Source organism: uncultured Mycobacterium sp. (genome assembly GCF_964249325.1).
Classification (GTDB): Bacteria; Actinomycetota; Actinomycetes; order Mycobacteriales; family Mycobacteriaceae; genus Mycobacterium.
On sequence record NZ_CAXUCH010000046.1, the window covers coordinates 1 to 24,505 of the forward strand.

Annotated in this window: 25 protein-coding genes and 3 pseudogenes; 9 read left to right on the forward strand and 19 right to left on the reverse strand. The window is 67.0% G+C overall.

Going from position 1 to position 24,505, the window contains the following annotated elements; all coding sequences use genetic code 11:
* The 7 genes and pseudogenes from ACFE99_RS08470 to ACFE99_RS08500 all read right to left on the reverse strand — a co-directional run.
* Positions 1-202: biotin carboxylase N-terminal domain-containing protein (locus tag ACFE99_RS08470; RefSeq protein WP_375484264.1), on the reverse strand; the 202-nt coding region annotated here is incomplete at its 3' end.
* 68 nt (positions 203-270) lie between these two features.
* Positions 271-723 (reverse strand): SufE family protein, encoded by a 453-nt coding sequence (locus tag ACFE99_RS08475; RefSeq protein ID WP_375484266.1) that lies wholly within the window; start codon positions 721-723, stop codon positions 271-273.
* On the reverse strand, positions 720-1,613 hold the full coding sequence (locus ACFE99_RS08480) for a sulfurtransferase (RefSeq protein WP_375484268.1): 894 nt from the start codon (positions 1,611-1,613) through the stop codon (positions 720-722). The genes ACFE99_RS08475 and ACFE99_RS08480 overlap by 4 nt, the downstream gene beginning before the upstream one ends.
* A 116-nt stretch (positions 1,614-1,729) precedes the next feature.
* On the reverse strand, positions 1,730-1,957 hold the full coding sequence (locus ACFE99_RS08485) for a hypothetical protein (protein WP_232070231.1): 228 nt from the start codon (positions 1,955-1,957) through the stop codon (positions 1,730-1,732).
* Between the two features lie 96 nt (positions 1,958-2,053).
* Positions 2,054-2,686 carry a Maf family protein gene (locus ACFE99_RS08490; RefSeq protein ID WP_375484271.1) on the reverse strand — a complete coding sequence of 211 codons (633 nt, stop codon included), beginning with the start codon at positions 2,684-2,686 and terminating at the stop codon, positions 2,054-2,056.
* A pseudogene (locus ACFE99_RS08495) lies at positions 2,683-3,024 on the reverse strand (acyl-CoA carboxylase subunit epsilon); the annotation flags it as partial. The gene ACFE99_RS08490 and the pseudogene ACFE99_RS08495, both read right to left, overlap by 4 nt.
* Positions 3,025-3,047: 23 nt before the next feature.
* On the reverse strand, positions 3,048-4,688 hold the full coding sequence (locus ACFE99_RS08500; protein ID WP_375484273.1) for an acyl-CoA carboxylase subunit beta: 1,641 nt from the start codon (positions 4,686-4,688) through the stop codon (positions 3,048-3,050).
* A gap of 38 nt (positions 4,689-4,726) precedes the next feature.
* Here ACFE99_RS08500 and ACFE99_RS08505 point away from each other — a divergent pair, with 38 nt between their 5' ends.
* Together ACFE99_RS08505 and ACFE99_RS08510 are read left to right on the forward strand one after the other, a co-directional pair.
* Positions 4,727-5,542, forward strand: coding sequence for a biotin--[acetyl-CoA-carboxylase] ligase (locus ACFE99_RS08505; RefSeq protein WP_375484275.1), 816 nt, complete (start codon positions 4,727-4,729; stop codon positions 5,540-5,542).
* Positions 5,542-6,060: a PH domain-containing protein gene (locus ACFE99_RS08510; RefSeq protein ID WP_375484277.1), complete on the forward strand. Its 519-nt coding sequence runs from the start codon at positions 5,542-5,544 to the stop codon at positions 6,058-6,060. The genes ACFE99_RS08505 and ACFE99_RS08510 overlap by 1 nt, the downstream gene beginning before the upstream one ends.
* Here ACFE99_RS08510 and ACFE99_RS08515 read toward each other — a convergent pair.
* Positions 6,015-6,677, reverse strand: a complete 663-nt coding sequence (locus ACFE99_RS08515) for a GtrA family protein (protein WP_375484279.1) — start codon at positions 6,675-6,677, stop codon at positions 6,015-6,017. The two genes, ACFE99_RS08510 and ACFE99_RS08515, sit on opposite strands and share 46 nt — an antisense overlap.
* An 87-nt stretch (positions 6,678-6,764) precedes the next feature.
* On the opposite strand from ACFE99_RS08515, the gene ACFE99_RS08520 reads away from it, so the two are divergent.
* From ACFE99_RS08520 to ACFE99_RS08530, 3 genes are all read left to right on the forward strand, one after another.
* Positions 6,765-8,030, forward strand: coding sequence for a 5-(carboxyamino)imidazole ribonucleotide synthase (locus tag ACFE99_RS08520; RefSeq protein WP_375484281.1), 1,266 nt, complete (start codon positions 6,765-6,767; stop codon positions 8,028-8,030).
* Complete coding sequence (gene purE / locus ACFE99_RS08525) at positions 8,027-8,542, forward strand: 5-(carboxyamino)imidazole ribonucleotide mutase (protein WP_375484283.1); 516 nt, start codon at positions 8,027-8,029, stop codon at positions 8,540-8,542. The genes ACFE99_RS08520 and purE overlap by 4 nt, the downstream gene beginning before the upstream one ends.
* A 74-nt stretch (positions 8,543-8,616) precedes the next feature.
* Entirely contained in the window at positions 8,617-9,786 is a 1,170-nt protein-coding gene (locus ACFE99_RS08530) for an acyl-CoA dehydrogenase (protein WP_375484309.1), read from the forward strand.
* Here ACFE99_RS08530 and ACFE99_RS08535 read toward each other — a convergent pair.
* A complete protein-coding gene (locus tag ACFE99_RS08535; protein ID WP_375484285.1) occupies positions 9,766-10,965 on the reverse strand; it encodes a CoA transferase in 1,200 nt (399 codons plus the stop codon). The two genes, ACFE99_RS08530 and ACFE99_RS08535, sit on opposite strands and share 21 nt — an antisense overlap.
* A pseudogene (locus ACFE99_RS08540) lies at positions 10,965-11,869 on the reverse strand (class I SAM-dependent methyltransferase). Before ACFE99_RS08540 ends, ACFE99_RS08535 begins: the two are co-directional and overlap by 1 nt.
* A gap of 122 nt (positions 11,870-11,991) precedes the next feature.
* On the opposite strand from ACFE99_RS08540, the gene ACFE99_RS08545 reads away from it, so the two are divergent.
* Positions 11,992-12,648, forward strand: a complete 657-nt coding sequence (locus ACFE99_RS08545) for a cation transporter (protein ID WP_375484287.1) — start codon at positions 11,992-11,994, stop codon at positions 12,646-12,648.
* Between the two features lie 6 nt (positions 12,649-12,654).
* On the opposite strand, the gene ACFE99_RS08550 is transcribed toward ACFE99_RS08545, so the two are convergent.
* The 6 genes from ACFE99_RS08550 to ACFE99_RS08575 form a co-directional block, all read right to left on the reverse strand.
* Positions 12,655-13,419 carry an ANTAR domain-containing protein gene (locus tag ACFE99_RS08550; protein WP_375484289.1) on the reverse strand — a complete coding sequence of 255 codons (765 nt, stop codon included), beginning with the start codon at positions 13,417-13,419 and terminating at the stop codon, positions 12,655-12,657.
* Positions 13,420-13,620: 201 nt separating this feature from the next.
* Positions 13,621-13,920, reverse strand: coding sequence for a hypothetical protein (locus ACFE99_RS08555; protein ID WP_375484291.1), 300 nt, complete (start codon positions 13,918-13,920; stop codon positions 13,621-13,623).
* 37 nt (positions 13,921-13,957) lie between these two features.
* Positions 13,958-16,105: a manganese-exporting P-type ATPase CtpC gene (gene ctpC / locus ACFE99_RS08560; protein WP_375484293.1), complete on the reverse strand. Its 2,148-nt coding sequence runs from the start codon at positions 16,103-16,105 to the stop codon at positions 13,958-13,960.
* A 9-nt stretch (positions 16,106-16,114) separates the two neighbouring features.
* Positions 16,115-16,396, reverse strand: a complete 282-nt coding sequence (locus ACFE99_RS08565; protein WP_375484295.1) for a DUF1490 family protein — start codon at positions 16,394-16,396, stop codon at positions 16,115-16,117.
* 111 nt (positions 16,397-16,507) lie between these two features.
* Positions 16,508-17,182, reverse strand: coding sequence for a TIGR03089 family protein (locus tag ACFE99_RS08570; protein WP_375484311.1), 675 nt, complete (start codon positions 17,180-17,182; stop codon positions 16,508-16,510).
* A 34-nt stretch (positions 17,183-17,216) separates the two neighbouring features.
* Positions 17,217-18,695, reverse strand: coding sequence for an LCP family protein (locus tag ACFE99_RS08575; protein WP_375484297.1), 1,479 nt, complete (start codon positions 18,693-18,695; stop codon positions 17,217-17,219).
* Positions 18,696-18,760: 65 nt separating this feature from the next.
* On the opposite strand from ACFE99_RS08575, the gene rfbD reads away from it, so the two are divergent.
* From rfbD to ACFE99_RS08590, 3 genes and pseudogenes are all read left to right on the forward strand, one after another.
* Positions 18,761-19,642 carry a dTDP-4-dehydrorhamnose reductase gene (gene rfbD / locus ACFE99_RS08580; protein ID WP_375484299.1) on the forward strand — a complete coding sequence of 294 codons (882 nt, stop codon included), beginning with the start codon at positions 18,761-18,763 and terminating at the stop codon, positions 19,640-19,642.
* Positions 19,635-20,516, forward strand: a complete 882-nt coding sequence (locus ACFE99_RS08585; protein WP_375484301.1) for a glycosyltransferase family 2 protein — start codon at positions 19,635-19,637, stop codon at positions 20,514-20,516. The genes rfbD and ACFE99_RS08585 overlap by 8 nt, the downstream gene beginning before the upstream one ends.
* Positions 20,513-21,515, forward strand: a pseudogene (locus ACFE99_RS08590) (sugar phosphate nucleotidyltransferase). Before ACFE99_RS08585 ends, ACFE99_RS08590 begins: the two are co-directional and overlap by 4 nt.
* 52 nt (positions 21,516-21,567) lie before the next feature.
* Here the strand turns inward: ACFE99_RS08590 and ACFE99_RS08595 are convergent.
* The 3 genes from ACFE99_RS08595 to cofD are packed head-to-tail and all read right to left on the reverse strand — an operon-like array spanning position 21,568 to position 24,448.
* The gene (locus ACFE99_RS08595) at positions 21,568-22,110 is read right to left on the reverse strand and encodes an NUDIX domain-containing protein (RefSeq protein WP_375484303.1); all 543 of its coding nucleotides are present in this window, start codon (positions 22,108-22,110) and stop codon (positions 21,568-21,570) included.
* Positions 22,107-23,459, reverse strand: a complete 1,353-nt coding sequence (locus ACFE99_RS08600; RefSeq protein WP_375484305.1) for a coenzyme F420-0:L-glutamate ligase — start codon at positions 23,457-23,459, stop codon at positions 22,107-22,109. Before ACFE99_RS08600 ends, ACFE99_RS08595 begins: the two co-directional genes overlap by 4 nt.
* The gene (gene cofD / locus ACFE99_RS08605; RefSeq protein WP_375484307.1) at positions 23,456-24,448 is read right to left on the reverse strand and encodes a 2-phospho-L-lactate transferase; all 993 of its coding nucleotides are present in this window, start codon (positions 24,446-24,448) and stop codon (positions 23,456-23,458) included. Before cofD ends, ACFE99_RS08600 begins: the two co-directional genes overlap by 4 nt.
* Between the last annotated feature and the right edge of the window lie 57 nt (positions 24,449-24,505).

Below are 24,505 nucleotides of genomic sequence, written 5' to 3' on the forward strand. Positions count from 1 at the left end.
CAACGCCCTCTCCACCCTCCTGCACTACTTCGGCAAACGCCTCGTCGGCCAGGCGTACGTGCGGTGCGTCGGCGTCGGGCTCGGCGTATACCGCCACGCTGGGCAGGCCGGCATCCTTCGCCGCGCGGATCACCCGGACAGCGATCTCACCGCGATTGGCGACGAGTAACTTGGCGATCTTCGAGCTGGCGTGACTAGGCACTGCGCCTCCTGTCTGGGGATATGGTCGGCGTCTCTAAGAAAATTTCTTACAAGTATGCCGGGGGAAGTTTAGCGGCGGGCGGCGGGTGGATCAGCCAGTGCCCCATTCGACGCGCGGAGCCGGCGCTTAATGCGGGCCAGAATCGCCGACATGCCGCGCAGCCGCAACGGGCTTATCAAAGCCGCTAGGCCCAGGTCGGCGTAAAAGTCGTCCGGCACCGCCAGAATGTCAGCGGCGGGTTGTTCGTCGAGCCCAGCGGCCAAGATGGAGGCGAAACCGCGGGTCGTGGGTGATTCGGCGGGCGCGCTGAAATGCAGCCGCACCCGTTCGGGGTTGCTGGCGTCGACATGCAAGAACAGCGGGGTTTGGCATTCGGGTACCGGTTCCATCGCCGCTTCTTGGAGATCGGCGGGTATCGGCGGCAGCTCATTGGCGAATTCCAGCAGCAGCTGCAGTTTGTCCCGGCCCTGGACTTCGGCGAAGTCGGACACCACCTCGGCCAGCGGCGCGGGCAAGCTCATAGGGCCGGCACTTCTCCAGGTTGCTCGCCGGCCACGATCGGCACCCGCACGGTATTGCCCCACTCCGTCCACGACCCGTCGTAGTTGCGCACGCCGGGGATGCCGAGCAGATGGGTCAACACGAACCAGGTGTGGCTCGACCGCTCGCCGATGCGGCAGTAAACGATGGTCTTGTCGTCGGGCTGGATGAATCCGTAGATCGTTTCCAGCTCGTCGCGGCCGCGAAACCGCCCGCTCTCGTCGGCCGCTTTGCCCCAGGGGATGTGGATCGCAGTGGGAATGTGGCCGCCGCGCAACGCGCCTTCCTCGGGATAGTCGGGCATATGGGTGCGCTCGCCGGTGTATTCCTGCGGTGAGCGCACGTCGATCAGCGGCTGCGAACCCAGCGACGCCAGCACGTCGTCTTTGAACGCGCGGATCGGCCCGTCGTTGCGCTGCACCACCGGGTAGCCGGTCGACGTCTTGCTGGGCACCTCCAGGGTGGTTTCGCGGCCCTCGGCCAGCCACAGGTCGCGTCCACCGTTGAGTAGCCGCACGTCGGGGTGGCCGAAGAGCGTGAACACCCACAGCGCATAGGCCGCCCACCAGTTGCTCTTGTCGCCGTAGATCACCACGGTGTCATCACGGTGGATGCCCTTGCGGTTCATCAACTCGGCGAATTGCTCACCGTTGATGTAGTCCCGCACGCGCGGGTCGTTGAGATCGGTGTGCCAGTCGACCTTCACCGCGCCCGGGATGTGGCCGACGTCGTAGAGCAGCACGTCTTCGTCGGCCTCGACAATGGCCTGGCCGGGGCAGCCCAGGGTGGGGGCCAGCCAGTCGGTGGGGACCAGCCGTTCGGGGTGGGCGTAGCCGGCGAGTGTGGGGCTGGGATCTTCTGGCAGCGGCACACCTTGAGCCTACCCACGACGACCAGGCGCGGGACAAGCGCCGAGATCGGCGCTAGCGCGGGAAATGTCGAGTGGACGTGACGCTACCGCCGATCTCGGCGACGGGCGGGACTGTGTCAGACGCTCAGCGCGACTTCGTACGCCACGGCGAAGCGTTGAGCGTCCCGCGCCGGGCGGAACAGTGCGCCGCCGTTCGGGGACCAGGTGACAACCCGCAGGAGTCGCTTGCCCGGCGCCAACTGTCTGCAGATGGCCTCCGCCAACGCCACGCGAAGCCGTGCCACGTCATAGCGGTCGATATCGGGCGACACCCGAATGTCCCACATGGTTTCTTCCACTGGCATCGCTCAAGTGTCGGGCGCTCGACGGGATAACCGCGCGAGCGTGTTCGGGGCGCCCCGCTTCGGTTGTGTTGCGGTCTTATTGCGATCCGGTCACGATCAACGCCCTCGCCACAGTGCGGCGACGGACAATCCGACGCGGCCCAGAAGACGGCGCAGCAGGGGAAGACTCAAGCCGATCACGTTGGACGGGTCGCCGTCGACACGGTCGACGAACCAGCCGCCCAACCCGTCGATGGTGAATCCGCCGGCGACGTGCAGCGGTTCGCCGCTGTCGACGTAGGCGGCCAACTCTTCGGTGGTGGGCACGCCGAAATGCACTGTGGTGGTAGCTGTTTCGTATGCCCGATCGCTCGGCTCGCCGTCGAGCAGCCGCAGCACCGCGTGACCGGTGTAGAGCTGTCCGGACCGGCCGCCGATGGCCCGCCACTGGTTGCGCGCGTCGTCCGCCGAGTCCGGCTTGCCGCACAGGCGGCCGTCGATGTGCAGCATCGAATCACAGCCGATCACAACGCAATCCGCCGCAATCGCGGCCTCCAGACCGGCCGCGACACGATCGGCCTTGGCGAGGGCCAGTGCGCAGACAACTTGGGCTGGTGAGGCATTCGGGCCCAGCCCGGCGGTGACCGCGAGCTCGTCGACACCGGACACACGCACCAGCGGTTCGATGCCGGCTTGGCGCAGCACCTTCAGCCGGCCCGGTGAAGCGGAACCCAGGACCAAGCGGGTCACCGCTTCATATGGATCCGTTCCAGCAGAGTGACCCGCTGCCAGCTGAAGACCGGATACCGCAGCTTGTCGACGGGATGTCCCCACATGTTGCGTTCCGGCCGCGTGGGCTCGGCTGGACCACCAGATGCGCTGCCCAGCACCGCGATCAGCGCGGCGAGCTCTTCCTCGGTCGGGTTGCCCTTGAGGACCGCGATGTGCGGGTCGTGCCCGTCGTGCGCCTGCTGCGTCTCGTCTGTCACTGGGGCCTGATCGTTCGTCTCGTTCCCGTCACTCATTGCATTCGTTCCGCTCACTCAACTCACTGGGGCCTGATCGTTCGTCTCGTTCCCGTCACTCATTGCATTCGTTCCGCTCACTCAACTCACAGGGGTATGTTCCCGTGCTTCTTTGGCGGGAGCTGGGCGATCTTGCGTTCCAGCAGCCGCAGGGCGGTCGCGACGTAGCCGCGGGTGTGCGACGGTGGGATCACCGCATCGACGTAGCCGCGCTCGGCCGCGATGTAGGGATTGACCAAGGTGTCCTCGTAGTCCTGCTGCAGCTGCAATCGCAGCGCGTCGACGTCCTCACCGCTCTTGGCCGCCTCGTTCAGCTTCTGGCGGTACACGAAACCCACTGCGCCGGAAGCTCCCATCACCGCGATCTGCGCCGTCGGCCAGGCCACGGCAACGTCGGCGCCCATGTCTTTGGAGCCCATCACGCAGTAAGCACCGCCGTAGGCCTTGCGGGTGATCACGGTGATCTTGGGGACGGTAGCTTCGCCATAGGCGTAGAGCAGCTTGGCGCCGCGGCGGATGATGCCGTTGTATTCCTGGTCGGTGCCCGGCAGGAAGCCCGGCACGTCGACCAGCATGACGATCGGGATGTTGAAGCAGTCGCAGGTCCGCACGAAGCGGGCCGCCTTCTCGGAAGCGTTGATGTCCAGGCAGCCCGCGAAATGGGTGGGCTGGTTGGCGACGATGCCCACCGGGCGGCCTTCGATACGACCGAACCCGACGACGATGTTCTGGGCATAACCGTTCTGGATTTCGAGGAACTCGTCGTCGTCGAGGATGCGGGTGATCACCTCGTGGATGTCGTAGGGCTGGTTCGGTGAATCCGGAATCAGCGTGTCGAGTTCGAGGTCCTCGGCGATGAGGTTGTCCTCGATGGCGCCCTCGGGAACCGGCACGGCGTAGCGCGGCGGATCTGCGTAGTTGTTGGGCGGCAGGTAGCTCAACAGCTCGCGAACCCAGTCGAACGCGTCCTGTTCGCCGGATGCGACGTAGTGCGCGGTCCCGGACTTCGCCATGTGGGTGTGGGCACCGCCCAGCTCCTCCATGGTCACGTCCTCGCCGGTGACCGTCTTGATGACGTCCGGACCGGTGATGAACATCTGGCTGGTCTGGTCGACCATCACCACAAAGTCGGTGAGCGCGGGGGAGTAGACGTGTCCGCCCGCGGCGGCGCCCATGATCAGCGAAATCTGGGGGATAACGCCGGAGGCCAGGATGTTGTTGTGGAAAATCCGGCTGTACAGGCCGAGCGAGACCACACCTTCCTGAATGCGCGCGCCGGCCCCGTCGTTGATGCCGATCAGCGGACGCCCCGTCTTGATCGCCAGGTCTTGCACCTTGACGATCTTCTCGCCGTAGACCTCGCCGAGGCTGCCGCCGAACACGGTGGCGTCCTGGCTGAAGATACACACGTCGCGGCCGTCGATGGTGCCGTAGCCGGTGACCACACCGTCGCCGAGCGGACGCTTGGCGTCCAGACCGAAGTTGGTGCTGCGGTGCCGGGCCAGGGCGTCGAGCTCGACGAACGACCCCTCGTCCACCAGCGCGTAGATGCGCTCGCGGGCGGTCAGCTTGCCCTTGGCGTGCACCTTGTCCACGGCCTCGACGCCGACTGGGTGCAGCGTCTCGTCGAGGCGCTTGCGCAGTTCAGCCAGCTTGCCGGCGGTGGTGTGGATGTCGACGGTGTGCTCGGCAGCGGGTTCGGCGTGATGATCGGTAACGCTCGTCATGGCTGTCGAGCTTAGCGGCTCGCTTAGGCTGGGCTGTGATGGAGCATGACCTGCTCAGGCCGCCGTTGGATGCGGCGGCGTTGCGCGACGGTCTGGTCGGGCCGGGGCTGCCGTGGCGTCAGCTCGACGTCGTCGAGGAAACCGGGTCCACCAACGCCGATCTGCTGGACCGCGCGGCGGCCGGCGACGACATCGACGGGTGCGTGCTGCTGGCCGAATACCAGAACGCCGGCCGTGGCCGTCATGGCCGGCACTGGTCGGCGCCGCCGCGCGCGCAGATCGCGATGTCGGTCGGGGTGAATGGGGCGTCGGTTGCCCGATCGGCGTGGGGCTGGCTGCCGCTGGCGACCGGGCTTGCGGTGGTCGACGCGCTGGCCGCCGTGGCCGATGTGACGGCCGGCGTGAAATGGCCGAACGACGTGTTAGTGAACGACGGCAAGCTGGCCGGGATTCTGACCGAAGTCGCGGCCCCGGCGCCGGTGGTCGTGATCGGGTTGGGGCTCAACGTGACATTGACCACCGAGGAAGCCCCGGATCCGGCGGCGACATCGCTGCTGATGCTGGGGTCGTCAATGACCGATCGAAATGCATTGGCGCACAGGATACTTCGCGAGCTGGCTGGCCGCATTGAGGCCTGGCGCACCGCCGCCGGCGCCGACCCGGGGCTGGTGGCCGACTACCAGCGCCACAGCCTGACGCTGAGGCGCCGCGTGAAGGCAACGTTGCCTGGTGACCGTGAAGTGGTCGGCATCGCCCAAGCCGTCGACGAGATGGGCCGCCTGCTTGTGGACACCGGTGGACAGACCGTGTCGATATCGGCCGGCGACATCACCCATCTGCGGGCCGCGCACTGATGCGTTACCCCGACAACGTGCTGGCCGACGGCGAGCAGGTGGTTTTGCACCGGCATCCTCACTGGAAGCGCCTGATCGGAGCGGTCACGGTGCTGATACTGGCGACCGGTGTGGCGTCCTTCGTCGCCGGATTCGTCAACACCAGGCACTGGGACCCGAGCGCTAAGAACGTCATCTTTGCTGTGATCTGGGCGATCTGGCTGGTGGTCGTCGGCTGGCTGACGTTGTGGCCGTTCCTGGCCTGGCTGACAACACATTTCGTCATCACCGACCGCCGGGTGATGTATCGGCACGGCGTGTTGAGGCGCAGCGGAATCGACATCCCGCTGGCCCGGATCAATAGCGTGGAGTTCCGGCACGGAATCGTCGACCGGATGTTGCGAGCCGGCACGCTGATTATCGAGTCGGCGTCACAAGAGCCGTTGGAGTTCTACGGCATTCCGCGCGTACGGCAAGTGCACGCGCTGCTGTATCACGAGGTTTTCGACACACTTGGATCCGAGGAATCACCCAGCTGAGCGAACCGGCTGCGACGTGACCGCCATGCGCGCAGCAGCGTGACGGTGCCGCCTTCTTCGATGTTGTCCTCGAAGACTTCGGCGATGCCGCCGGCGGTGAGCGCCGATTCCAGCGCCTTCTCCGAGCTGCGGCCAAACTCGTCGGGAAATACCCAACGCCGGAACGCCCAGAACCGGAAGGCCATCTGCAGCAGGTTGCCGATGATGTAGGCCGAGATGAAGTCGGCAACGTTCTCCACGGCCAGTGACACGTGCGGCATCCGCAGCTGCAGGATGTAGCTGGAGAACCACAACGGCGCCATGGACAGCAGCACGCCCACCCCGCTGAACGCGAAGAACAGCAGTGCCTCGTGGTGGCGTTCCCGCCCGCCGCGGTGCCGGAAGCTCCACTCCCTGTTGAGGATGTACGACGCGATGACTGCGACGATCCCGGCGATAACCTTCGCGGTCACCGGCTTGGGCTCAAGGATGGTCAGCTTCAGCGTGTAGAAGATCGCCGAGTCGATGACGAACGTGGTGGCCCCGACGATGACGAACTTGATCAGTTCGTGATGACGTTCGACGTAGCACCGGACCACCCGCGGCAACCGCACGATCGTGGCATCGGCAAAGGACACAATGTCGCAGTCTACGTATTGCGGGCCACCAGTGCGTCGTGGCGGTGTCGCCGCCGCTAAATGCCCCGCTCAGCCGGTCATGACACGATGATTGACGTGCCCGGTACGCCCATCGCTGCACCGCTGGTCGCCATGGTCGGTGGCGGCCAGCTGGCCCGAATGACCCATCAGGCCGCGATCGCGTTGGGGCAGACCCTGCGGGTGTTGGCCGCCGCCGCCGATGACCCCGCCGCTCAGGTCACCCCCGACGTGGTGGTCGGCTCACACACCGACCTGGATGCCCTGCGCCGCGTCGCCGCCGGCGCGGACGTGGTGACGTTCGACCACGAGCATGTTCCCGGCGAGCTGCTGGACAAGCTGGTCGCCGAGGGCGTCAACGTGGCTCCGCCGCCGCACGCCTTAATACACGCCCAGAACAAACTCGTCATGCGCGAGCGACTTTCCGCGCTGGAGGCTCCGGTGCCGCGCTACGCCAGTGTCGATCGTCCCGGGGACCTGGACAGCATCGACGCATTCGCCGATCGGGTCGGCGGTCCGGTCGTAGTCAAGGCGGTGCGCGGCGGCTATGACGGCCGCGGGGTGCGGATGGCCCGTGACCTGGTTCACGCCCGTGACATCGCGGGCGAATTTCTCGCCAGCGGCGTGCCGGTGCTCGTCGAAGAGCGGGTCGAGATGCGTCGCGAGCTGGCGGCGCTCGTGGCGCGCTCGCCGTTCGGCCAGGGTGCGGCCTGGCCGGTGGTGCAGACCGTGCAGCGTGACGGCATTTGCGTCGAGGTGATCGCGCCCGCACCGGAGCTCGATGACGACCTCGGCGCCGAGGCGCAGCACCTGGCATTGCGGCTCGCGGCCGAACTCGGCGTCGTCGGGGTGCTGGCGGTCGAGCTGTTCGAGACGACCGACGGCCGGCTGTTGGTGAACGAGCTGGCAATGCGCCCGCACAACTCCGGTCACTGGACCATGGACGGGGCCCGCACCAGCCAGTTCGAACAGCATCTGCGCGCGGTGCTGGACTATCCGCTCGGCGACACCGATGCCACCGTGCCGGTGACGGTGATGGCCAACGTGCTGGGCGCTGCGCAGACCCCGACGATGACCGTCGACGAGCGGTTGCACCATTTGTTCGCCCGGATGCCGGAGGCCCGGGTTCACCTCTACGGCAAGGGTGAGCGGCCGGGCCGCAAGATCGGGCACGTCAACTTCCTGGGCTCTGACCCCGCCGACGTGGCGAATCTTCGTGAGCGTGCCGCACGGGCGGCACACTGGTTGTCACACGGGCAGTGGACCGACGGATGGGACTCACATGCCGCCGGCGCCGATGCAAAGCGAAGCGATGAGGAGAAGCGGCGCATATGACCCACAAGCCCCGGGTCGGAGTGATCATGGGCAGCGACAGCGATTGGTCCGTGATGCAGGACGCCGCCAGTGCGCTCGACGAGTTCGAGGTCCCGTTCGAGATCGGCGTGGTCTCGGCGCACCGCACACCCGGCCTGATGCTCGACTACGCCCGCGGCGCGGCCGACCGCGGCATCGAGGTGATCATCGCCGGCGCGGGCGGCGCCGCCCACCTTCCGGGAATGGTGGCATCGGCGACCCCGCTGCCGGTCATCGGGGTCCCGGTGCCGCTGGCCCGGCTGGACGGCCTGGATTCGCTGCTGTCGATCGCGCAGATGCCCGCTGGGGTGCCGGTGGCCACGGTGTCCATTGGGGGCGCCCGCAATGCGGGTCTGCTGGCGGTGCGGATTCTGGGATCGTCGGATCCGGCGTTGCGGTCGCGCATCGTGGCATTTCAGGAGCAGTTGGCGGAGACCGTGCGAGCCAAGGATGCGGACCTCAAAAGCCGGCACGGTAAAGTTACCGGCCAGTAGCCCGGCGACGATGCGGGCCGGGCAGCGGCCCGAGGAGGAGCCGGGCAATTATGCAACAGCGCAAGGAGGCCATGATGGCTCGGTGGGCCGGAGACCCGTCGTTTGACCTGTTTCAACTGCCCGAGGAACACCAAGAACTGCGCGCCGCGATCCGCGCGCTGGCAGAAAAAGAGATCGCCCCGTACGCCGCCGAGGTAGATGAGCAGTCCCGGTTCCCCGAGGAGGCGCTGTCGGCGCTGAACGCGGCGGGCTTCAATGCGGTCCACGTGCCCGAGGAGTACAGCGGTCAGGGCGCCGACTCGGTGGCGACCTGCATCGTGATCGAGGAAGTAGCGCGCGTCGACGCGTCGGCTTCACTGATCCCGGCCGTGAACAAGCTGGGCACCATGGGCCTGATCCTGCAGGGTTCGGAGGAGCTCAAAAAGCAGGTGCTGCCGTCACTGGCCGTGGAAGGGGCGATGGCGTCCTACGCATTGAGTGAGCGGGAGGCCGGCAGCGACGCCGCATCGATGCGGACCCGCGCCAAAGCCGACGGCGACGACTGGATTCTCAACGGCGCCAAGTGCTGGATCACCAACGGCGGCAAATCGACCTGGTACACCGTGATGGCGGTGACCGACCCGGACAAGGGCCCCAACGGGATCTCGGCGTTCATGGTGCACAAAGACGACGAAGGCTTCTCCATCGGGCCCAAGGAAAAGAAGATGGGCATCAAGGGCTCGCCGACCACCGAGCTTTACTTCGAGAACTGCCGCATCCCGGGCGATCGGATCATCGGTGAACCCGGCACCGGGTTCAAGACCGCACTGCAAACCCTTGACCACACCCGTCCCACGGTCGGGGCGCAGGCCGTGGGCATCGCGCAGGGCGCGTTGGACGCCACCATCGCATATACCAAGGACCGCAAGCAGTTCGGCAAGTCGATCTCGGAGTTCCAGGGTGTGCAATTCGAGATCGCCGACATGGCGATGAAAGTCGAAGCGGCCCGGCTCATGGTCTATAGCGCCGCTGCCCGCGCCGAACGTGGCGAGCCTAATCTCGGATTCATCTCCGCCGCCGCAAAGTGCTTCGCCTCCGACACCGCCATGGACGTGACGGAGTCAGCCGTGCAGCTGTTCGGTGGTGCCGGCTACACCACTGACTTTCCGGTCGAGCGGTTTATGCGCGACGCCAAGATCACGCAAATTTACGAGGGCACCAACCAGATTCAGCGGGTGGTGATGTCACGGCACTTGCTGCGCTGAGTTAGTCTGCGGAGCTTTGAGATATTCGTCGTTGTGTTGGCCTGCGGCCGGTGGCGGGTCGGTGGCTGCGGCGGTGAACGTGGAGTAGCGCGCCGGCGTGCGAATCACTGTGATGGCGTCGTCGCCGGCGCCGACGCGCAGCGCCAATTCGTTTTCCGCGAAGAGCGGGGTGTCCACGACCTCCTTCCAGGTGTGCACCAGGCATGCCATTAACCCTTTGCGGCGCAACAACTCAACCCACTCGGCAGCGGTCTTAATGGCGAGGGTGGATTCCAGTTCCTCGGTCAACTCGGCGTAGTTGATCGACCGTGAGCGCTGGCCATGGAACCGCTCGTCATGCAGCAGGTCGGGGCGGCCGATGGTCTCACACAGAACCTTCCAGTGTTTGGGTATGTATGCACTGATCACGACATAACCGTCGGCCGCGCGGAACGCATCCGACGGCTGGCTCGCGAAGCCAACGGTTTTGCGGCCCTTGGGCTTGGCAACCGGAGTTTGGTCCGTGGGCCGGTTCAGGTGCATGGTGAGTTGGTTGGCTTGCAGGCTCACCGCGACGTCATACATGGCCACGCTGACCACGTCGGCGACGCCGTGTCGCTCCCGGTTGAGCAGAGCGGCGAGCACCGCCTGGGCTAGCACGTGACCGCTGGCATTGTCGACCAGCTGGAACGGGATGAGCTGCGGCTTACCATCGGGGGTGCGCATTCCCGAGGTCATGCCTGCCTCCGCCTGAATCATCAGGTCGATTCCGGGCCGGTCGCCGTTGGGGCCGTTGCCGCCATAGGCGGACAACCGCGCGTAAATGAGCTTCGGGTTGCGCGAACGCAATTCATCGGGTCCTAACCCGAGTCTTTCCATCACCCCGGGGCGGAAAGCCTCGAGCAGGACGTCGGCGGTGTCGGCAAGCCGCAGTACCTGCCGCTTGGCTTCGTCGGAGGCCAGATCGACGCTCACTGATTTCTTGCCTCGGTTGTTGGGCAGGAAATACGTTGGTAGCGGCGGTCGCCCGGGAAGAACAGCGGTGATTTGGCGTGCGGCGTCACCGCCGGGCGCCTCGACCTTGATGACCTCAGCACCCAAGTCGGCCAGGACCTGTCCCGCCAGCGGGCCGGCCACGTTCTGGGTGAAGTCCAGCACCCGAAACCCGTCAAGAGGCTTGGGTCCGTGGGCATTTGGCATCAGTCAGCGCCCCGCACTGCGGTGCAGTAGTAGTTTTCGGTTCCGCTGTTGATCCGCGGCGGGACCGGTAATCCGTTGTCGGTCAGCAGTTGGCTGGACCGGGTGCGAACGGTCCGCCAGCCGTGCTGGTCGAGTACATGGCGACGTCATTGCGCTCGCCGGAATACCAGAGATCGTCGATGTGGGCGGCCAGTCCGTGCTCGTACCACTTCTGAGCCGCGGTATGCATGACTTCCAGCGATTCCGGCGAGTTCAAGAAGATCTCGGCCACCAACCGGCTGCCATCAGCGCTCAGGGCGGTGATGTTGTCCAGCAAGCGATCCTGTGCTTCCGGCGGCAAGAAGGCGAGCAAGCCCTCGGCGATCCAGGCGGTCGGCCGCTCGGGATCGAAGCCCGCCCGCTGCAGCGCCGCGGGCCAGTCGTGTCGCAGATCGATCGGCACGGTCCGCAGGTCCACGGTCGGCTCGGCGCCGGATGCCGCCAGCGTGGCGGCCTTGAATTCAATGACTTGCGGCTGGTCGATCTCGAACAGTGTCATGTCGGCCGGCCAGGACAGCCGATAGGCGCGGGCATCGAGGCCGGAGGCGAGTATCACCGCCTGCCGGACGCCCGCAGCCACCGCATCGGCGCAGAAGGTGTCGATGAGCCGCGTTCGTGCTGCCAGCAGGTCGGTCATTGGCTGCATGCCCCACGGGTGGTCGGGAATGTCGACCTCGGCGGAGTCGAGCTCGCCAGCGGCCCAGCGAGTGAAGAAGTCGATGCCGACGGCCTGCACCAATGGTTCGGCGAACGGGTCGTCGATGAGCCCGGCTTTGGTGGCGCGGGCCCTCCCCGCGGCCACCATGGTGGCGGTGGCCCCAACGCTCGTCGCCAAGTCCCAGGTGTCGTTCTCGGTGCGCGCCATGCTGGTCAGCGTAACGAGCCGGTACCGGCGGTCCTTCGCCAGTGCGTGGGTTCGCATTGCGATAACTGCTGCTCCGAGCGCGCCGGTCGAAAGAGCCGCGGCTATGCCTTTACCATCGCCTGGTGACCACCCCTCGTCCCGCCCAACTCGTCACCCCGACGCCGGCAACCCGGGACGCGGCCTGGCACCGGGCCGCACGATGGGCCAGGCGGCTGGCCTGGATAAGCGTGGCCGCGATGCTGACAGAGGGTGCGTTGGGGCTGTGGCAAGGGCTTGCCGTCGGCTCGATCGCGTTGACCGGATGGGCACTGGGCAGCGCGCCGGAGGCGTTGGCAAGCGCGATGGTGTTGTGGCGATTCACTGGGTCGCGGACCCTGTCGGAGACCGCGGAACGGCGCGCCCAACGCGGGGTCGCGGTGTCGTTTTGGCTGACCGCTCCCTACATCGCCGCAGAATCGGTGCGCGACCTGCTTGGTGGGCATCACGCCGAGCGATCGGTGATCGGCATCGCGTTGGCTGCTGCGGCCTTGGTGCTGATGCCGATGCTGGGCCGCGCCAAGCAGAGACTCGGCGCGACGCTGGGTTCCGCGGCCACCACCGGTGAGGGAATCCAGAACCACTTGTGCGGTGCGCAGGCGGCCGCGGTGCTGGTCGGCCTGGTGGTCAGCGCCTCCTGGTCCGGGGCTTGGTGGTTGGATCCAGCGGTCGGCCTGGCCATCGCCGCTGTCGCGGTGTGGCAGGGTGTGCGCTCCTGGCACGGCGACGATTGCGGCTGCTGACCGACGTTAGGTCGCCGCTGCGAAGCCGGGATGCTCTTCGAACCAGGTGTTCAACAACGGTTCGAGCCTGCCCTGTTGGTGCGCCTCGACCAGCTCGGCGGCCAGATGCCGAATCTTGACGTTGCGATGCTGGGAAACGCGCCGCAACATATCGAACGCAGCATCCGGGTCGCACGAGTAGTGGCGCATCAGCAGCCCTTTGGCCTGGCCGATCAGATCCCGCGTTGCCAACGCCGAATGCAAGTGGTCGACCAGCTGTCGTGAATCGTTGTACAGCGCGGCGTTGTCGAATGTGGTACCCGCGTGCAAGGCAAACAGCATGACCAGGTCCATCACGTGCTCGGTGAATTGGTTGGGGCGTGGCGAGAACAGCGTGCATCCCACCGACGGCCGGCGATACGCGGGTAGCGGCAATGCCAGGCAACTGCGAAACCCAGCTTGCCGCATCCGCTCCGGAAAACCCGGCCAGCGCTGTTCGGTCTCGGCGTCCTCGACCCGGCGCGGCTCGCGGTAGCGCACGGCGTCCAGAATGGGGCTTGGCCAGGGTCGAGCTTCGTCCGCACTGTGGACCAGCGCGGTGATCTCACCGCCGGCCACGGTTTCTAGTTTTCCTGGGGCGACCTCGACGGTCACGGTGGCGTGTTCGCAGCCGGGGATGGTGCGCACGGCGCGCCTAACCATCCGGTCGACCACGCTGGTCACATCGTCGTCGTCGACGAGCCGGCCCACTTCGGCCAGCTCGCGAGACAACGAGTGCAAGTCCTCGTTCATTGGCCCAGGCTACGTGTTCTCCCGCGGTCCAGCGGCCTAACGGTGATACGGTGAGGACGCGGTTAGACCACAGTCCGCGCGACGTTCGGTGTACTCGATCGCCGAACTACGCTGTGCGGCTGATCCAGCGCCGTCACGACCGTGGTGTCCCCGGACGTCGGTTTCTCGAACCACGGACAAGCGGAGGAGCCTGTGCCAGCGTTACGTGTCGAACGCACAACGGTTAACGATCTGGTCGTCTTGCACCTGCGTGGCGATGTCGACCTCTCCAACGTCGCTCAACTGGAGTGGGCTCTGCGGGAAACGTGCGGCGCTATCCCAGATGCGGGCTGAGTTCTCGTCGATGCGACAGCGGTCGATTTCCTGTCGGTTGCCGGGGTCACCGCACTGGTGCGCGGCCAGCGGCGCTGCCGGGAGCGCGGGCTGGATTTTTCGGTGGTGGCCGCGCACCGTGCCGTGTTTGCGTCCGCTGCAGGCAACCGGTGTGGGTGGGCAGGTCACAGTATTCGCCTCGCTGGAGGCGGCTGCTGGGAACGGTTCAGTCGAGGCGGTATCGGATTAGCCGGGAGCTGTTGGCCACCACCGCAACCGACGACGCGTTGTGCAGGATCGCGGCCAGCACGGGTGACAACGCGCCGCCGGCGCCGATCAGCAATCCGGCGGCATTGACCGCGATCGACATGCCGTAGTTCTGGCGGATGACCTCCACTGCCCGTGCGCCCAGGTCCCGCACGTCGAGCAGACGCGCCAGGTCGTCGTTGGCCAAGGCCACATCGGCGGTCTCCACGGCGACGTCAGTTCCGGCCAGCCCCATAGCAATTCCGATATCGGCAGCCGCCAGCGCCGGGGCGTCGTTGATGCCGTCGCCGACCATCCCGACCACGTGGCCCTCGGTTTGCAGTTGGCGCACCGCTTCGAGTTTGTCCTCGGGCAGCACCTCGGCGCGCCACTCGTCGATGCCCAGTTCGCCGGCGACCACTTCGGCGGTCTCCGGGTGATCTCCGGTGAGCATGACGATGCGGCGAATGCCGTTGGTGCGCAACTTCTTCAGCACATCGGGCGCTTCCGGGCGGATTTCGTCGCGCAGGCTGATCAGGCCGACCAATGTGCCGTCCACCGCGAGCAGCAGCGGGGTCTCGGCTTCGCGGCGCAATGTGTGCACCCACTCCGCCGCTTCCTTTGATACCGCGACGTTTTCGGACTGCAGCAGCGATGGACTGCCCAGCAACAGGATCCGCCCGTCGGCCCACATCCGCATGCCCAGGCCGACCAGCACCTCGCACTCCTCATGCGGCGGGATCGTGATATGGCGTTCTTCGGTCGAGCGGATCACCGCCTCGGCCAGCGGATGACGAGAGTGAATCTCCGAGCTCGCCGCGTAGGCCAGAACCTGCTCGGGAACCCAATCATCGTGCATGGCAATAATATTCGTCACCACCGGGCGTCCTACGGTCAGTGTCCCGGTCTTGTCGAACACGATGGCGTCCACTCGCCCGGCCTCTTCGAGGTGGGAGCCGCCTTTGATCAGGATGCCGCGGCGCGCGCCGTTGCCGATCGCGGCGCTGATCGCGGTCGGGGTGGCCAGGCCCACCGCGCATGGGCACGCGACCAAAAGCATCGTCATCGCGCGCCGGACGTCGCGGGTGATCGCCAAGGTGAGCGCCGAGACGATGAACGACGTGGGCACGAAGCGGCGGGAAAAGTTCTCGCCGACAGTCTGAATCGGTGCCCGGTCGTGCTGGGCCTCTTCCACGCGGGTGATGATGCGCCCGATGGCGGTTTGACTGCCCACCGCCCGGGCGCGCACTACTAGACGGCCGCGCACCACCACCGAACCGGCATGCACCATGGAGCCGACGATGACGCTGACCGGCAGGGTTTCCCCGGTGATCGCGGACTGGTCGACGACTGCGTCCCCGTCTACGACCTCGCCGTCGACCGGGATCGCCACGTGGTCGTGGATCACCACCTCGTCGCCGATCTGGACGGTGTCGATCGGCACTTGCACCTCGTTACCGTCGGCCATGCGAATCCAGGCCGTGTCCTGGCTGCCGCGCAACAGGTCGGAAATCGCACGCCGGGTACGCCGCAGCGTCAGGTCCTGCAGGTACTCACCGATATTGAGCAGCCACAGCACCGTCAGCGCGACGACGTTTTCGCGCAGCACCAGGCTGGCCACCGTCGCGGCGGACACCAAGGCGTCGGTGCCGGCACGACCGGAGCGGAATGATCGCAGCGCGCCGCGCAGGAACGGGTAGCCGGTGAACACGGTGACGCCGGTAGCGACCAGCCGGCCGGTCGGGCCGAGCAGCGGGGGGCGGGCGAACACGTAGCGGCGCACACCCAGTAACGTCAGCGCCGCACCGCCGACGACCATGCGCAGCACGTCGGCGTTGCGGATCTCCGACGAATGCGGCGCACGGGCCGGAATCAGTTCGGCGGCGGTATGCGCGGCCTCCTTGATCGCTGCCAGCACCGCTGAGCGATCGCAGCGCTTCGGCGAATACCAGACCACGACAGACCCGGTGCGGGGATAGGCGTGCACCACGCGCACCCCATTCTGTTGACCCACCGCCTCCTCGACCGCAACGGCGCGGCGGGAGTTCGATCGCACCCAGGCCACTTCGACCCGCATCCGTCCGGCGGCGTCGGAGACCACGACCAGGTCGGTGTCAACGGCGGTCATCGCGCGCGATCAGTGTTCGTGGTGCTCGACGGCACTGACGGCTGGAGTGGGCGCCTCCTCGCCGACGCGTTCACGGGCTTCGGACATCACGTCGGCCAGCTTGAGCCGTGCTGACTCGGCCGCTTCCTCCGCCCGCCGGGTTCCGCGCAGGCCCCACTCCGCGGCCGTCACCGCCGCTTCGTGAACCGGAGCTTTGGCCCACGCTTTGCGCAGCGCCTCGTAGGCAGTCACCCCGGCCAGCCCGGTGACTACCGTTGTGGCCGCCCTCGCGAATAACCCGTGCACCGCCATTGCTTAACCTTTCTGCCGTTCCGGCTGTTTCAGCCACCTTCGCACGACGCTAACATAGAAATATTGCGATACCAATATGTATTGCCGCGCTATCAACCCCGGATCCGCCCGTCATTCGAGAACGCGGGTGACCTTCTCGGTCTCGATCCTGTGCGGCAACGCCGCCGGGTCGGGATTGGCGATGTGCACCAGCGATGCGCCGGCGGCGAGGACGGCCAGCAGGCCGTCGACCAGATCGTCTGGCGTCGCCCACGACTTGCTCGAGAGAACCCGATCCCTCGGGGTCAAAGCCATTTCCGCAGCCGAGATCTGGCAATCGGCGAGCACCTCCTCGACGGACCGGCCGACCAGCGCCGGGCCCGGATCCGGTTCGCCAACGATCTGGTCGCCGTGTACCCGCACCGCCGTGGCGTAGTCGGTGACCCCGACCGGCAGGTCGGGTGCTGGGCGACCGAATGCATCCAGCGACAGCACCGCCACCTCGCCCGCGCCGGTGGCGTCGGCTTCGTCGAGCCGGGCCGCGGTGCTCAAGGCGATGTCGGCCCGGCCGCCGAATATCACTTCGGCTCCGATCCACCACACGCCGAAGCACACCGCCGCCATCTGCCAGTGCGCCGGCAGCAAAACCGCGACCCGGCTGGCCGGCCCGGCGGCGAGCTCCTCGCGCAGCAGATTGCCGGTTTTGGCGGCCCAGTTGGCCAGAGTTACCGCCGACAGCTCGATGCGCTCGCCGGTGGCGTCGTCGTAATAGGTGATGCGCGGTCCGACCGGGTCGGTGCGCAACATCGGCTCAAGAATCGCGTCGCTGAGGTTGGTCACGTCAGTTGACGCATTCGGGCCGATCGGAGCCGGCGGTAAGAATCGGCGACGGTGGAGGAGCGGTGTTGTCGCCGGATGCCGCTGCTGCGGAATGCGAGGCGTCGGCAGGCGTCGCCGAGGCGACGCCGTCGAGGCCGGCGCCGGGGCCGGTGTAGTCGTTGGCCAGCACCACCCGCACCGATCCCGGCGGTACCGAGGGATCAGCGACCACGGGCAGTCCGCCGAGCTCTTTGGAGACCTGCTGCGCGCCCAAATCGTCGGCTTTGGCGGCCCGAACCTGGCTGGCTTTTACGTGCGCGGCTTCGTTGTTGGCGACGGTGCCCGCGCTAAATCCTTTGGCTGCCAAGGCTTGTGACACCGCGGCGGCCAGACCGTTGATGTCGGTGTCGTTGAGCACGTCGGTCTTGGTCTTGGCTGGGCTGTAGGCCAGCTCCTCGGTCTTGCCCTGGTCCTGGTTGTGCAGCAGGCCGGCCACCCATTCCTGCACCTGGTGAGCATCCACCCGCACCACGCTTTGCATGCCGTCGTCGCTCCATCCGGCTTCGTCGAGCACCGGGATGGTGGCGAAGGCGACGTTGCCGGCGGCCAGCTTCTGCAGCTGCTTGACGAAATCCATGATGTCCCAGCCGGAAGATAGCACCACCGAACGCTGGATCGCGCCCTGCAGCCGGTTCAGCGTCGCAGGACTCGACAGCGTCTTGCCGGAGAGCACACGATGTGCCAGGTCGGCCATCACCACCTGCTGGCGCACCACCCGGTCCAGGTCGCCGCGGGGCAGGTCGTGACGCTGGCGGACGAAGCTCAGCGCCTGCGGGCCGTTGAGCTTTTGCCAGCCGGCCGGAAAGTCGGCACCTGAAAGAGGTTCGTAGACAGGCTCTTTCAGGCACACCTCGACGCCGCCCAGAGCATCGGTGATCAACGCGAAACCGAGCAGACCGATTTCCGCGTAGTGGTCGACGGTGACGCCGGTGAGATCGGCGACGGTCTTGATCAGGGCTTCGCGGCCGGCCTCGGTGCCGCGTGCTTCGGCCTCGTTCTCAGGAATTCCGGATTCGACCAGGCTCACCCGCTTCTCTTCCCTGACCTGGCCGTAGACGCCGTTGATCTTGGTCTTGCCCAGGCCCGGTGCCGAGACGTAGGAGTCGCGTGGAATCGAGATCGCGGTGGCCGATTTCCCGTTGTTGGGCACCCGGACCAGGATGATGGTGTCGGTGTTGGTGGCGGTCTCGTCGCCGGCGCGCAACGTCGCCAACTCCTGGGCGGGGAGCGGGTTGCCGTGCGCGTCCGTGCGGCTGTCCATGCCGACCAGCAAGATGTCGATCGCGCCGTCGTCACCGCCCTGGCCAAGGGACGGGGCAAACATGTGGTAGATGCCGTCTTCGAATGATCGGACTTTGCTCCATGCCACGCCGGTTCCGAGAACGACGGCGACGGCCGCCGCTGTCGCAACAGCGCGGATCACACGTTGCGCAGGCATCACTTTAGGCTACTTAAGTAACAGCCGTATTCGGGGTAGGCCGTGATCGGCGTGCCAGACTCGGGAGGGTGACGAGCAGGATTGTGATCACCGGCGCCGGCGGGCAGGTAGGCAGCTTTCTAGCGGCCGAGGCCACCCGCCAAGGACGCGACGTGCTGGCGCTGACGTCATCGCAATGGGACATCACCGACCCCGATACCGCGGACCGGATCGTCGAGAACGACGATGTGGTGGTCAACTGCGCGGCCTACACCAACGTCGACGGGGCCGAGACCAACCAGGCGACCGCGCACGCGGTCAACGTGACCGGCCCCCAGTACATCGCGCGGGCGTGTGCCCGCGTCGGTGCGGCCATGATTCACCTCTCGACCGACTACGTGTTCAGCGGCGACTTCGGCGGGTCGGCGCCTCGCCCGTATGAGCCCGACGATGAGACCGGGCCGCTCAGTGTGTATGGGCATACCAAGCTCGCCGGCGAACTTGCCGTGCGGGCGGCGCTGCCGCATGCCACCGTCGTGCGCACCGCCTGGGTCTACACCGGCGGAACCGGTAAGGATTTCGTCGCCGCTATGCGTCGGCTGGCTGCGGGCGACGCCATCGTGGAGGTGGTCGACGACCAGACGGGATCGCCCACCTATGTCCCCGACCTGTGCGCGGCATTGCTGGAGATAGCCGACGGGCGGGCGCACGCGCCGGTGTTGCATGCCGCCAACGAGGGCGCGGTGACCCGTTATAAGCTCGCGCGCGCGGTGTTCGAAGAGCTTGGCACCGATCCGGATCGGGTACGGCCGGTCAGCAGCGACCACGTGCCGCGCCCCGCGCGGCGCCCGCCGTACTCCGCGCTGTCCAACCGGTTATCCGTGCAGGCCGGACTGTCACCGCTGCGGGGATGGCGCGACGCGCTGGCCGCGGCATTGAGCGCGCGACCGTTACCCTCTATCCGTGACTGACGTGCTGCCGGTCGTGACGGTGACCTATTCCCCCGGCCCGCATCTGGAGCGTTTCCTGGCGTCGCTGTCGCTGGCCACCGACCGGCCGGTGAGCGTGCTGATGGCCGACAACGGCTCCACCGACGGAGCACCTCAAGCCGCCGTCGAGCGTTATCCCAACGTGCGGCTGCTCGACACCGGCGGCAACCTCGGCTACGGAACCGCAGTGAATCGTGCCATCGCCCACCTCAGCGACGCCGACGAGTGGGTGGTGGTGGCCAACCCAGACGTGCAGTGGGGTCCCGGCAGCATCGACGCGCTGCTGGACGCCGCTGCCCGCTGGCCTCGGGCAGCGACGCTGGGCCCGCTCATCCGTGACCCCGACGGCGGGGTGTACCCGTCGGCGCGTCACCTGCCCAGCCTGGTCCGCGGCGGCATGCACGCCGTCGTCGGCCCGGTCTGGCGCAACAACCCCTGGTCGACGGCCTACCGCCAGGAGCGGCTGGAACCCACCGAGCGGCCGGTGGGCTGGCTCTCGGGGTCGTGTCTGCTGGTGCGCCGCGCGGCGTTCGAGCAGGTCGGCGGTTTCGACGAGCGCTACTTCATGTACTTCGAGGACGTCGACCTCGGCGACCGGCTGCAGAAGGCTGGCTGGCAAAACGTGTACGTGCCGTCAGCGGAAGTGTTGCATCACAAGGGCCACGTCACCGGTAGTGATCCGGCGAGCAGCTTGGCGGCCCATCACAGAAGCACCTATATATTTCTTGCCGATCGGCATCCCGGTTGGTGGCGGGCTCCGCTGCGATGGCTGATGCGGGCCGGATTGGCGGCACGCGAACGTCTGATGGTGCGCAGCTCGCGGCACAAACTTTCGGAAGGGCGGCGGGCACGGTGACACACCCCGAAGTCGATGCGGTGGTTCTGGTGGGCGGCAAGGGCACCCGGCTGCGTCCGCTGACGCTGTCGGCGCCCAAGCCGATGCTGCCGATCGCCGGATTGCCGTTGTTGACTCACCTGCTGTCGCGGATCGCTGCGGCCGGCATCGAGCACGTCATCTTGGGCACCTCGTATCAGCCGGCGGTGTTCGAAGCGGAGTTCGGCGACGGGTCCAAGCTTGGCCTGCAAATCGACTACGTGCCCGAGGAACGCCCGTTGGGCACGGGCGGGGCCATCGCCAACGTCGCCTCACGCCTGCGGCACGACACCGTGATGGTGTTCAACGGTGATGTGCTCTCCGGTGCCGACCTGCACCAGGTGCTCGACTATCACCGTGCTAATCAGGCTGATGTGACCCTGCATCTGGTGCGGGTCTCCGACCCGCGGGCGTTCGGCTGTGTGCCGACCGAAAACCGCCTCGTGACAGCGTTTTTGGAGAAGACACAGGATCCGCCGACCGACCAGATCAACGCGGGCTGCTACGTCTTCTCGCGGGAGATCATCGACCGGATTCCGTTACGTCGACGCCAGCTATTGGCGTGACATGGGCACGCCGGAAGATTTCGTCCGCGGCTCAGCGGATTTGGTGCGCGGCATCGCTGCGTCGCCGGCGCTGCATGGGCACCGCGGCGAGTCGTTGGTGCACGACGGCGCTGCGGTATCGCCGGGAGCGGTGTTGATCGGCGGCACCGTCGTCGGGCGGGGCGCAGAGATCGGCCCCGGCGCGCGGTTGGACGGCGCGGTGATTTTCGACGGTGTGCGGGTCGAGGCGGGCAGTGTGATCGAGCGGTCGATCATCGGTTTCGGCGCCCGCATCGGGCCGCGGGCGCTGATCCGTGACGGGGTGATCGGTGACGGCGCCGACATCGGCGCGCGCTGTGAACTATTGCGCGGCGCGCGGGTGTGGCCCGGGGTGTTCATTCCCGACGGCGGAATCCGCTACTCGAGCGACGTGTAGGTCTTTGGTTGCCGAGCGGCCAGTTATGTTACGCCCCAGCGCATTTCGCGTGTCATAGCCGGCCACTGGACGTCCGGCCGACCAAGTACGCCAGCGCATAATCGGCGTTTTCGGGTAGGGCGCTGGCGGGCCACCACCGCAGGTCGACCGACTCGTGGCTGATCGCGATCTGCGCGCCGACGGGCGCGTAGGCGACGAATTGCAGATCCAGGTGACGGGTCGGCACCCCGAGCGAGCACGTGACCGGCTGGACGTGGACGGCCACCAGCTCGGGATGGATGCTTAAGCCGTCGATACCGGATTCTTCGGTGGCTTCCCGCAGCGCTGCGGCAACGATGTCGTCGTCGCCGTCGTCGCAGTGTCCGCCGAGCTGCACCCAGCGGCCGAGCCGCGGATGCAGGGTGAGCAGCACCTGCGTGCCGGTGTCATCGAGCACCAGCGTTGACGCGGTGACGTGACCGGGCAGGCAGTCGCGGTGGCAGGCGTCGACTCGGGCGTGCACGAAGGCCAGCACCGCGTGTCGCAGCGACTCCTGCTCCGGGTTCGGTGCTTTCCAGTCCGTCAGGAGTGCGATCGCGGAATCGCGGACGCTCACTTTCGCACCAGCAACCCGTCCAGCGGTGCCGGGGGCCGGGGTTGTATCGGTTCGTGCGGGTAGCCGATCGCGATGGCGCCCAATGGTTCCCAGTCGTTCGGCAGCTCCAGCTCGTCGCGGACGATATCGGCGGCGAAGATCGTTGAGCCGATCCAGCAGCTGCCCACCCCGCGCACCGCGAGCGCGACCAGCAGCGCCTGCACGGCCGCGCCGACCGCAACGGTGAACATGGTGTGCTCGGCCGCGGTGCGGGCGGCGTCGGGGTAGCTGTGCGCGCCGTCTGGTACCAGCATCGGGATGACGACGTCGGGGGCGTCGTAGAGGATTTGGCCGCGCGCCACCCGTCGCTCGACCGCGTCGGAGGGCTTGCCGTCACCGAGCAGGTCGGTCCGCCACTTTTCGCGCATACGGTCCAGCAGCCGAGTGCGAAGGTCTGGCGTCTGCAGCCACACGAACCGCACCGGCCGGGTGTGGTGGGGGGCCGGCGCGGTCAACGCTTCGCCGACGGCGGCTTCGATCAGATGCGCGGATACCGGTTGCCGGCTGAACTGCCGCACGGAGCGACGCAGCAGCTGGGCCTGCTGGCGGCCCAGTTCGACGGCTTCGGCCGTGCCCAGCCAGAACAGGTCTTCTGTGCCCGCGCGGATCAGTTGTCGCGCCGTTGAGCCGTCATCGGTTATCGACAGCCCGCGCACCACTGCCACTGGTATCGCGGTGAGCTTTCCCTTGACCAGATCGGCGGCTGCGGCGACTTCGTCGGCGACGGCGACTTCGGTGACCACCAATTCGTTGCCGTGCGGGTCGACGGCGCCGGCGTAACTGTGCAGCACGGCCAAGCCGGCGGCGCCGACGGCGGCATCAGTCTGGCCGTTGCGCCACGCGCGGCCCATGGTGTCGGTGATCACCACCGCGACCGTGACGCCGAGCCGGTCGCGCAGCCCGGCGCGCAAGGCAGCGGCACTGGCGTCGGGGTCGATAGGCAGCAGGGCCAGCTCGGCCGCAGCGACGTTCGAGCCGTCCACTCCGGCCGCGGCCTGCACCAGCCCGAGCCGGTTCTCGGTGATCAGGGTGCGACCCTTGCGAGCCAGCACACGAACCGCTTCTTCGTCGATCAGCTTGCGGCGCAGCTCGTCTCGCGCTTCGACATCCTCCGGGGCGGCTACGATGCGGCCCTCGCATTTGGACACCACCTTGCTGGTGACCACCACCACGTCGCCGTCGCGCAGCCAGGGCGCGGCATCGGCGATGGCGGCGGCCAAGTCGTCACCGGGCCGGAATTCGGGAAGCCCGGTGACGGGCATGATCTCGACGGTCGACGCGGTGCCGTGATCCGCCGTCACGTTGCTCATGCTGACACGCCTGCGAGGTCCAGCCCGGCGCTCACCATGTCGGCCGTCGCTTTGGGGTCGGTCATCAGCAGCGGTATGGATCGCACCGCGACGCCGTCGATTTCGGCGTGGTCACCCTCGTGGACCAGCCAGTAGTCGAGGATTCCGGTCGCCCGGCGCGCCCCGTAGTGCTGGCCCACCGCCTCGGCTGTGCATTTGACGCCGATCACCGTGAGGCATTCGTAGGCCATGCCGCGCAATGGTTTTCCGTCGATGATGGGCGAGTAGCCGACCACCGGAGCGGTCGTCGAGCGCAGCGCTGCCCGGATGCCGGGGATGGCCAGGATAGCGCCGATACTCACCACCGGATTTGACGGGGCCAGCATGACGATATCGGCGTCGGCGATCGCGTCCACGACTTCTGTTGCGGCGCTGGCCTTCTCAGCACCGATGAATGCGAAGCCGTGAGTCGGCACCTGGGCACGGTGGCGCACCCACCATTCTTGAAAGTGGATTGCCCGTTGACGATTCTCGGCGGGGTCCGTTATGACGACGTGGGTTTCGCAGCGGTCGTCGCTGACAGGGAGTAAGCGTGCGCCGGGGTGCCAACGGTCGCACAGCGCCGCTGTCACTTGCGACAGCGGATAGCCGGCGCGCAGCATCTGGCTGCGCACCAAGTGGGTGGCCAGATCGCGGTCGCCGAGTTGAAACCAGTCTGGCTGCAGACCGTAGTGCGCCAGTTCCTCTGTGGCGTGCCACGTTTCGTCGCGGCGACCCCAGCCGCGCTGCGGGTCGACGCCGCCGCCCAGGGTGTACATACAGGTGTCGAGGTCTGGACAGACGCGGACCCCGTGGATCCAGGCGTCGTCGCCGATGTTGACCACGGCGGTGAGCTCATGCTCGGCGCTCTGGCCGTGGTCGCCAGCGAACTGGCCGAGGCCGAGCAAATGCTGCACCCCGAGCAGGAAGCGGGCGCCGCCGACCCCGCCGACCAGAACCGTCACCTTCACATCGCACGACAGTACGCTCGGCGACGATGCGATCCGCGCACCGGACCGGGCAGGAGC